This is a genomic window from Clostridium sp. (assembly GCF_051654825.1).
Classification (GTDB): Bacteria; Bacillota; Clostridia; order Clostridiales; family Clostridiaceae; genus Clostridium.
In genome coordinates this window covers 1-7,992 of the sequence record NZ_JBOFYU010000033.1, presented here as the reverse complement: position 1 = coordinate 7,992, position 7,992 = coordinate 1, and the positions used below count along the sequence as shown (strand labels likewise).

Here is a 7,992-nt window from a genome sequence, read left to right as displayed (position 1 = left end):
AAAAAGATAATATCTCATGATATCTTTAAAATGAAGTATGAAGAGTTTATTAAAGAAGAGGGTTACGAGGAAAAATCTATAGAAGAAAGCTTATCTTTTTACTTATCAAAAAACTATGATATAGCAAGAGAAGAATATGGATATGAAGACCCAGGAGAATATGCCTTAAAATCTTTTATAATAAAGCTTAATAGGTATTTAAAGGATTCAGTTATAGAACAATTCCTTTATTCTTATAATGATATTATGGATGGAAAGTATCAGGGAGATTTAATAGGAAACTCAAAGGCTAAAAATATTTCAATGTTTTTAAGAAATATTTCTAAGGATTATGTTTATACAAATGAAAAGATAGTTTCAAATGAAATTGTAGGATACAATGTAATTCACAGTTTATTAGATATATTTATTCCAGTGGCATTAAATAAAGGTGTAAAGCCCTTTAAAGGATATGATGGAAAGTTATATTCATTAATTTCTAAGAATTACAGGTTTGTATGTGAAAATAATATAGACCAAAAAGATTGTAGTGAAGACTATTCAAGATTATTATTAGTAACAGATTTTATTTGTGGAATGACAGATTCATATGCAGCATACCTTTATCAAGAAATAAAAGGGATGAAAATATAATTATGTGAGAAAGACAATAATAAAAGCATCTGGTAAATTTTTTATAGATTACTAGATGCTTTATTCTTTTAGAGATAGTTATTTATTTTTTCTGTTATAACATTAGATCCATAATTATTTAAATGACATCCATCGGTATAATAATCATCTGATAAATCTACATCATCCCAAAAGTTTAAAAACTCAAAATCAAATTTCTTTTTTAGTTTATCAATAATAGAAAAAAAGCTTTTTATTGATGTAGTACTAATATATTTTTTATAAAATTGGCTTATTGGTGGTATAAACACAATTACTTTAATATTGTGTTTTTAATATTTTATAATGAAACAAACTATAGATTTGTAATTATTTATTATATAGATAAAGGTATTTTAATGATATAATGGATATTATTAGATGTTAATTAAGAATATTGATAAAAATATATTAAAAAGTAAATAACAAATGGAGGAAAATATGAAAAAAAACTTAACAGTAAATAAAGATTTTTTATTAAAAACAGCAAAGGAAATATTAGAATTTGATAGCCCTACAGGGTTTTGTTTTGAAATAATAAATAAAATAGAAGAAATAGTAAAGGGTTATGGATATAAATTTGAAAAGACTAATAAAGGTTGTGGAATAATTACTATTGAGGGAAATAGTAATGAACAAACAATAGGGCTTTGTGCTCATGTAGATACTTTAGGGGCAATGGTTAGGTCTATAACATCAAATGGAACTTTAAAGTTTACTGTACTTGGTGGCCCATTATTACCAACTTTAGATGGTGAGTATTGTAAAATTAGAACAAGGGATGGAAAGATTTATACAGGTACATTTTTAAGTACTAGTCCAGCAGCACATGTTTTTGAAGATAGTAAATCTAAACCTAGAGATGAAAAAAACATGGAAATTAGAATTGATGAAGTAGTAAAAAATAAGGAAGATGTTTTAGCATTAGGAATTTCACCAGGAGACTTTATATTTATTGATACAAAAACTACTATTACTGAAAGTGGATTTATAAAGTCTAGATTTATAGATGACAAGGGTAGTGTTGCAGCTTTATTAGCAATGTTAGAGCTTATGAATAGAGAAGGAATAAAGCCTAAGTTTACTACTAAAATACTAATTTCTATTTATGAAGAGGTTGGTCATGGTTTAGCATATATACCAAGCGATATTACTGAATTAATAGCAGTAGATATGGGATGTATAGGTGATGATTTATCTTGCAGTGAATATCAAGTAAGTATTTGTCCAAAGGATTCAAGCGGGCCATATGATTATGAAATGACTACAAAATTAATAAACTTAGCTCAAAATAATGATATTGATTATGCAGTAGATATATATCCAATGTATGGTTCAGATGTAAGTGCTGCATTAAGAGCCGGAAATGATGTAAGGGGAGCTCTTATTGGACCAGGAGTACATGCTTCTCATGGTATGGAAAGAACTCATTATACAGCTTTAGAAAATACTATAAAGCTTATTATGTTATATATAAGTTAAGAGTAAAATTATGAAGAGAAAGAGAGTAGTATATTTAATTTTAATTATTATAGTAATGATATTGGGGATTTCATCTAGAAAATATGGTGAATACTTGCCTTATGTAATAAGTAAGTATTCAGGAGATATATTATGGGCTTTAATGGTGTATTTAGGATTTGGATTTTTACTATCTAAAAGAAGGATAAAATTTGTAGCTATAGTTTCCTTAACATTTTCTTTTTTAATAGAAATATCACAGCTATATAGAGCAGAGTGGATAAATACAATTAGGGAAACTACACTAGGAGCATTAATATTAGGACACGGTTTTTTATTTAGTGATTTAATATGCTATACAATAGGGATTTTAATAGGTGTAACTATTGAGTATTTTTATTTAAGACAAAAGAAGGTTAATTAGAATAACTCCTTATAAGCTATACGATTTATTATTACTAGATTTAATAATACAGAATTTATAGGAGATGATTACAAAATGATTATTTTAATTACAGGAGCTTCTCATACAGGGAAAACTCAAGTAGCTCAAAAGTTTCTTGAAAAATACAAATATCCATACTTTTCTATGGACCTTTTGAAAATGGGGTTAATACGAAGCGAAAATACAGATTTGACTCCAGAAGATGACAAGGAACTTGTAGATTATTTGTGGCCTATTGTTAAAGAGATGATAAAGACAGCAATAGAAAACAAACAAAATCTTGTGGTAGAAGGATGTTACATTCCCTTTTATTGGAAGGATTATTTTGATAATGAATATTTGAAAGAGATTAAATATTATTGCCTTGTAATGAGTAGAAAATATGTTGAAAATCATTTTTCAGATATAAAGAGTTATGCTAACGTGATTGAGAATCGTATTGATGACTCATGGTGTACAATGGATTCTGTGATTGAAGATAATGATTATTATCTGGATATGTGTGAGAAATATGATTGTAATTATATTTTGATTGATGATTGTTATCAAGTGGAAGCTAGTTTATAAATTCCAATTTACGGAGGGGAACTTGAGGAATAATATTAAAGTGTTGTGATTTAAAGGGATGTTTTGAGGACATCCCTTTATGTTGTACTTACTTTTAGATTATTTTTAAACAAAGTCTTAAAAGTAACAAGAAAACAAAATAATTGTAGCTAAAAACTAATTACTTAAAACTATATTTGTAATATATTCAATTTCATAAGAATCAATTAATCCATTTCCATTTAAATCATGATCCTTAGAACTTAAGCCATAGTTTTTAGAAGCTATAGATAAATCACTAAAATTTATAACACCATCCTTATTAAAGTCACAAGGAATAATTGTTTCTAGTTCTTGCGAAAATATCCAATCTAATAATCCTTCTGTAGAATAGGCTCTTGTCCAAGAGTTATGATAAACACCAGGATATTCAGTATATTTAGGGCTTCCACCTAAAGTTTTAATAGCATTAACCATGTCCCTTGTCCCTGATACAGGAACTACATTATCAGCATCACCATGAAAAGTCCAAATTGGTTTATCCTTTAATAATTCTGCTTTATTTGGGTCAGCAGCACCACAAATAGGAACCATTGCAGCAAATTTATCTGGATATAGCATATTTATATTCCAAGTTCCATATCCACCCATGGATATACCTGTTGAATATAATCTATTAGAATCTATATTATATTTACTTTGAACTAAGTCTATAATATCCATTACCATTTCCATTTCATCGCTTATTTTAACATTATCTAAACTATAAGAGCCATTTTCCCAGGGAGTATCAACCCATTGTTCTCCATTAGGGCATTGAGGTGCAATAACTATAGATGGAAATTTTTCTTGGTTTGCTTTATTTACGAATAAGTTAGGTCCATCAGGAGCACCAGTAATTTGATAAGTATTGTCAGTTCCTCGTTCACCAGCTCCATGTAGGAATAGTACTAATGGATATTCTTTATTAGGATCATAGTTATTAGGTAGAAAAAGTCTATATGGAAGTGAGTGATTATATTTTTCATTTGAATATAATTCATCTTTCCAAACACCAGAATCTAATACTATATCTCCGTTTTTAGATATGTTTGAAATTTCAATTTGATAAGTATCCTGTGTGTTAGTAGTTGTTAGAGCAGATACTGAAGTATAGGTGTTTTGAAGTAAGAATAAAGATAAAGCTAATAAACAACTTGATTTTTGTAGAAAGTGCTTTTTAAACATTTAATAATCCTCCAAAATAAATTTAATTTATGTTTTACTAAAATAAAAGACAATATATCCAATAGTTATATTATATGGAAAAAACTTTTAAAATATGATATAGTTTACATAGGCAGATTTTATTACAAATTATCAAATTATCAAATTTTTAATATTATGCCTAACTTATACAGTTCATATAAAAGGTAAGGGGGATTTTATGAAAAGGTTTTTATGTATAGCTTTAATTGGAGCTATGGTTTCTTCAACTGGAACTAGTATAGCTGCTGAAACTACAAATACAGGTACTTTACAAAGGGAAAATAATGTATCATATCTAGAGGATAAAAACAAATTATCACAATATGACCTTCCAGTAATAGAAATTAATACTGAAAGTGGAAAGCCAATAGTATCGAAGGATGATTATTTAAATGCTACTATGGTTATTAATGGAAATGATGAATTTACCCAAGGATTATATGATGGTGATATTCAAATAAGGGGAAGAGGAAATAGTACTTGGGGGCATCCTAAAAAACCTTATAAAATCAAGCTAGGCAAAAAAGCAGGTTTACTAGGAATGGAAGAAGGAAAAGAATGGGTACTTCTTGCTAATTATGCTGATAAGACATTAATAAGAAGTAGGCTAGCTTTTGATATTGCTACTGAAATGGGTCTTGAATACACATCAGAATCAAGATATGTAGAAATAATATTAAATGGTGAATATGTAGGGAATTACTTGCTTTGTGAACAAACAGAAGTAAAGGAAAATCGTGTAGAAATAGATGAATTAAAAGATTCTGATACAGACCCTGAAGTTATTACAGGGGGATATTTAATTGAAGTAGATTTTAGAAGAGATGCAGATACATGGTATTATACAGACTTAATTAAAGCACCTATTACATTTAAAAGTCCAAAGGTTCCTAATAAGGAGCAGTATAACTATATTAGGGGCTATATAAATGAATTAGAACAAACCTTAGTATCAAAGGATTTTACTGCTAACGGTAAACATTATAGTGATTATATAGATTTAGATAGTTTTATAGATTATTACTTAGTAAATGAAGTATTTAAAAATTTTGATGCTCCATTCCGCTCAAGTGTTAATATGTACAAACCTAGAAATGAAAAAATTCATATGGGACCAATATGGGATTTTGATATAAGTTGTGGTAATGCTAATTATAAAGATTTTCTTCCAGAATATAAAAACGAATCACCAGAAGGATGGTGGATGAGATACAGCAATGATAACTGGTATTTATATTTATTTAAGGACCCTGAATTTGTAGAAATGGTACAAGATAGATTTTGGGAATTAATAGATTTATTTGAAAGTATGCCAGATAGAATAGATGAATATGCAAAGGCTTTAGATAACTCTCAAAAGTTAAACTTTAAAAGATGGGATATTTTAGACAAGTGGGTAACTCCAAATGTTGTTGTTATGGGATCTTATGAAGGAGAAGTTGATTATTTGAAAAATTGGCTTAATGAAAGAATAGAGTGGATGAAGAAGAATATGGGAACTCCACCTGAAGAGCCTAAAAATGTATTTGATTTAAATAATGATTCTAAAGTAAATATAGGAGACTTATCAATATTCTCAAAATATTATGGGGAATATAATTTAAAAATGGATTTTAATAAGGATAATAAAGTAAATAATGAAGATTTACAAATGTTAGTGGATGAAATTTTAAAGTAATTTCAAATGCTTTCCTTATAGCGTAAAAGCTATAGGGAAGGCATTTCTTATGTTGTGATTTAAAGGTATTTAATATTAGATTATGAATAAATGATATAAATAATAATAATTTAGAATATAAATTTTATAATTAAATTTTTAATAATAGGAGGAAATGATATGGAGGGTATGATGGGGATTACAGTGATTAGTCTTATCAATATAACTTTAGTTTTAGCTGTTTGGGGATTAGGTATATATGCATTGGTTTTACTTATAAAGGCATTAAAGATATATATAAAGAAAAACTCATAAAGCTTTAACTTTTTTAATATTTATTTTTTATCTTAATATAATTTTAACGAACTGTTGAGAACCTATTGCATATTATTAATTATATAGCAATGAAAGAAGGCGATTTTATGTGCGGAATAGCAGGGATTGTTAATTTTAAAAGAGATTTATTAAAAGAAAAAAATATATTAGAAAAAATGACTGATACTTTAAAGGATAGAGGACCTAATGAATCTGGTTATTATACATGCAATAATATTATGTTCGGTCACAGAAGGTTAATCGTAGTAGATCCTGAAGGTGGAAAGCAACCTATGACTAAGGTTGTAGAAGGAAGAGAATATACAGTTGTTTATAATGGTGAGCTTTATAATACTGATGACTTACGTAAGGAATTAATAGAAAATGGATATGAGTTTAATTCATATTCAGACACAGAAGTATTATTAACATCATATATAAGCTGGGGAGAAAGCTGCGTAGAAAAATTTAATGGGATCTTCGCCTTTGCAATATTTGATAAAAAAGAAAACAAAGTCATTTTAGCTAGAGATGCAATGGGAGTTAAACCTCTTTTTTATACTATAAAAAATGGTTCATTTATTTTTGGATCAGAAATTAAAACAGTTTTAGCTCATCCAGAAGTAGATGCTACCGTTGATGCAGAAGGACTTACAGAAATATTTGCATTAGGACCTGCAGTAATACCAGGAAGTGGAGTTTATAAAGATATTAAAGAAGTTAAACCAGCAGAGTATGTAGTATTAACTAAGGATGATATAAGATTTAAGGATTATTGGAAGCTTGAAGCTAAGGACTTTAATGAAACAGAAGAAGAAGCTGTAGAACATGTTAGAGAATTATTAGAAGATGCAATTAAGAGACAATTAGTGGGGGATGTTCCTCTTTGTACATTTTTATCAGGAGGTTTAGATTCATCAGCTATTACTGCAATTGCAGCAAAGGAATATGAAAAGAAAAATAAAAAGCTAACTACTTTTTCTATAGATTATGAAGATAATGATAAGTACTTTGAAAGCTCACTTTATCAACCAACATCAGATCAATATTGGGCACTTGAAATGTCAAAATTCTTAGGAACAGATCATAGAACAGTAACATTAAAGCATAAAGAATTGGTTGAAGCTTTAGAGGAAGCTGTAAAAGGAAGAGATTTACCTGGAATGGCAGATGTAGATTCATCACTTTATTTATTTTGCAAAGAAGTAAAAAAGGATTTTGTAATAGCTTTATCAGGAGAATGTGCAGATGAGTTATTTGGAGGTTATCCTTGGTTTACTAATGATGATTTAAGATATGTAGATACATTCCCATGGTCAAGATTTATCCAAGATAGAAAAAATATCTTAAATCCTTCATTAAAAAGCTTAAAAATAGAAGAAATGGCAGATGCTCAATATAGAAAGTATTTAAGTGAAGTTCCTCATTTAGATGGAGAAAGTAAACTAGATTATAGGATGAGAGAATTATTTTATTTAAATTTAAGATGGTTTATGCTTAATTTATTAAATAGAAAAGATAGAATGAGTATGGCCAATAGCTTAGAAGTAAGAGTTCCTTTTGCAGATTATAAAATAGTAGAATATGCTTTTAATATTCCTGGAAACTTAAAATTATTAAATGGTAGAGAAAAAGGACTATTAAGAAAATCTTTAGAAGGAACATTACC

Annotated in this window: 8 protein-coding genes; 7 read left to right on the top strand and 1 reads right to left on the bottom strand. The window is 28.0% G+C overall.

Going from position 1 to position 7,992, the window contains the following annotated elements:
- The 4 genes from ACRDBA_RS01505 to ACRDBA_RS01490 form a co-directional block, all read left to right on the top strand.
- Positions 1-633 (top strand): hypothetical protein (locus ACRDBA_RS01505; RefSeq protein ID WP_438571175.1); only part of this gene is annotated, 633 nt, incomplete at its 5' end.
- 459 nt (positions 634-1,092) lie between these two features.
- Positions 1,093-2,133, top strand: a complete 1,041-nt coding sequence (locus tag ACRDBA_RS01500) for a M42 family metallopeptidase (protein ID WP_438571174.1) — start codon at positions 1,093-1,095, stop codon at positions 2,131-2,133.
- A 10-nt stretch (positions 2,134-2,143) separates the two neighbouring features.
- Entirely contained in the window at positions 2,144-2,536 is a 393-nt protein-coding gene (locus ACRDBA_RS01495) for a DUF2809 domain-containing protein (RefSeq protein ID WP_438571173.1), read from the top strand.
- Between the two features lie 75 nt (positions 2,537-2,611).
- Positions 2,612-3,124, top strand: a complete 513-nt coding sequence (locus ACRDBA_RS01490; protein WP_438571172.1) for an adenylate kinase — start codon at positions 2,612-2,614, stop codon at positions 3,122-3,124.
- A gap of 156 nt (positions 3,125-3,280) precedes the next feature.
- Here the strand turns inward: ACRDBA_RS01490 and ACRDBA_RS01485 are convergent, their stop codons facing one another.
- Positions 3,281-4,330 (bottom strand): alpha/beta hydrolase-fold protein, encoded by a 1,050-nt coding sequence (locus ACRDBA_RS01485; protein WP_438571171.1) that lies wholly within the window; start codon positions 4,328-4,330, stop codon positions 3,281-3,283.
- Positions 4,331-4,529: 199 nt separating this feature from the next.
- Between ACRDBA_RS01485 and ACRDBA_RS01480 the strand changes: the two genes are divergently transcribed.
- The 3 genes from ACRDBA_RS01480 to asnB form a co-directional block, all read left to right on the top strand.
- Positions 4,530-6,029, top strand: a complete 1,500-nt coding sequence (locus ACRDBA_RS01480) for a CotH kinase family protein (RefSeq protein WP_438571170.1) — start codon at positions 4,530-4,532, stop codon at positions 6,027-6,029.
- Positions 6,030-6,188: 159 nt separating this feature from the next.
- A complete protein-coding gene (locus tag ACRDBA_RS01475) occupies positions 6,189-6,323 on the top strand; it encodes a hypothetical protein (protein ID WP_438571169.1) in 135 nt (44 codons plus the stop codon).
- A 107-nt stretch (positions 6,324-6,430) separates the two neighbouring features.
- Positions 6,431-7,992 (top strand): asparagine synthase (glutamine-hydrolyzing) (asnB, locus tag ACRDBA_RS01470; protein ID WP_438571168.1); only part of this gene is annotated, 1,562 nt, incomplete at its 3' end.

What these genes read in the sequence shown, in the direction of transcription:
- ACRDBA_RS01485 (WP_438571171.1), bottom strand. Translation starts at nt 4,330, where the DNA reads ATGTTTAAAAAGCACTTTCTACAAAAATCAAGTTGTTTATTAGCTTTA.
- ACRDBA_RS01475 (WP_438571169.1), top strand. Translation starts at nt 6,189, where the DNA reads ATGGAGGGTATGATGGGGATTACAGTGATTAGTCTTATCAATATAACT.
- ACRDBA_RS01480 (WP_438571170.1), top strand. Translation starts at nt 4,530, where the DNA reads ATGAAAAGGTTTTTATGTATAGCTTTAATTGGAGCTATGGTTTCTTCA.
- ACRDBA_RS01490 (WP_438571172.1), top strand. Translation starts at nt 2,612, where the DNA reads ATGATTATTTTAATTACAGGAGCTTCTCATACAGGGAAAACTCAAGTA.
- ACRDBA_RS01495 (WP_438571173.1), top strand. Translation starts at nt 2,144, where the DNA reads ATGAAGAGAAAGAGAGTAGTATATTTAATTTTAATTATTATAGTAATG.
- ACRDBA_RS01500 (WP_438571174.1), top strand. Translation starts at nt 1,093, where the DNA reads ATGAAAAAAAACTTAACAGTAAATAAAGATTTTTTATTAAAAACAGCA.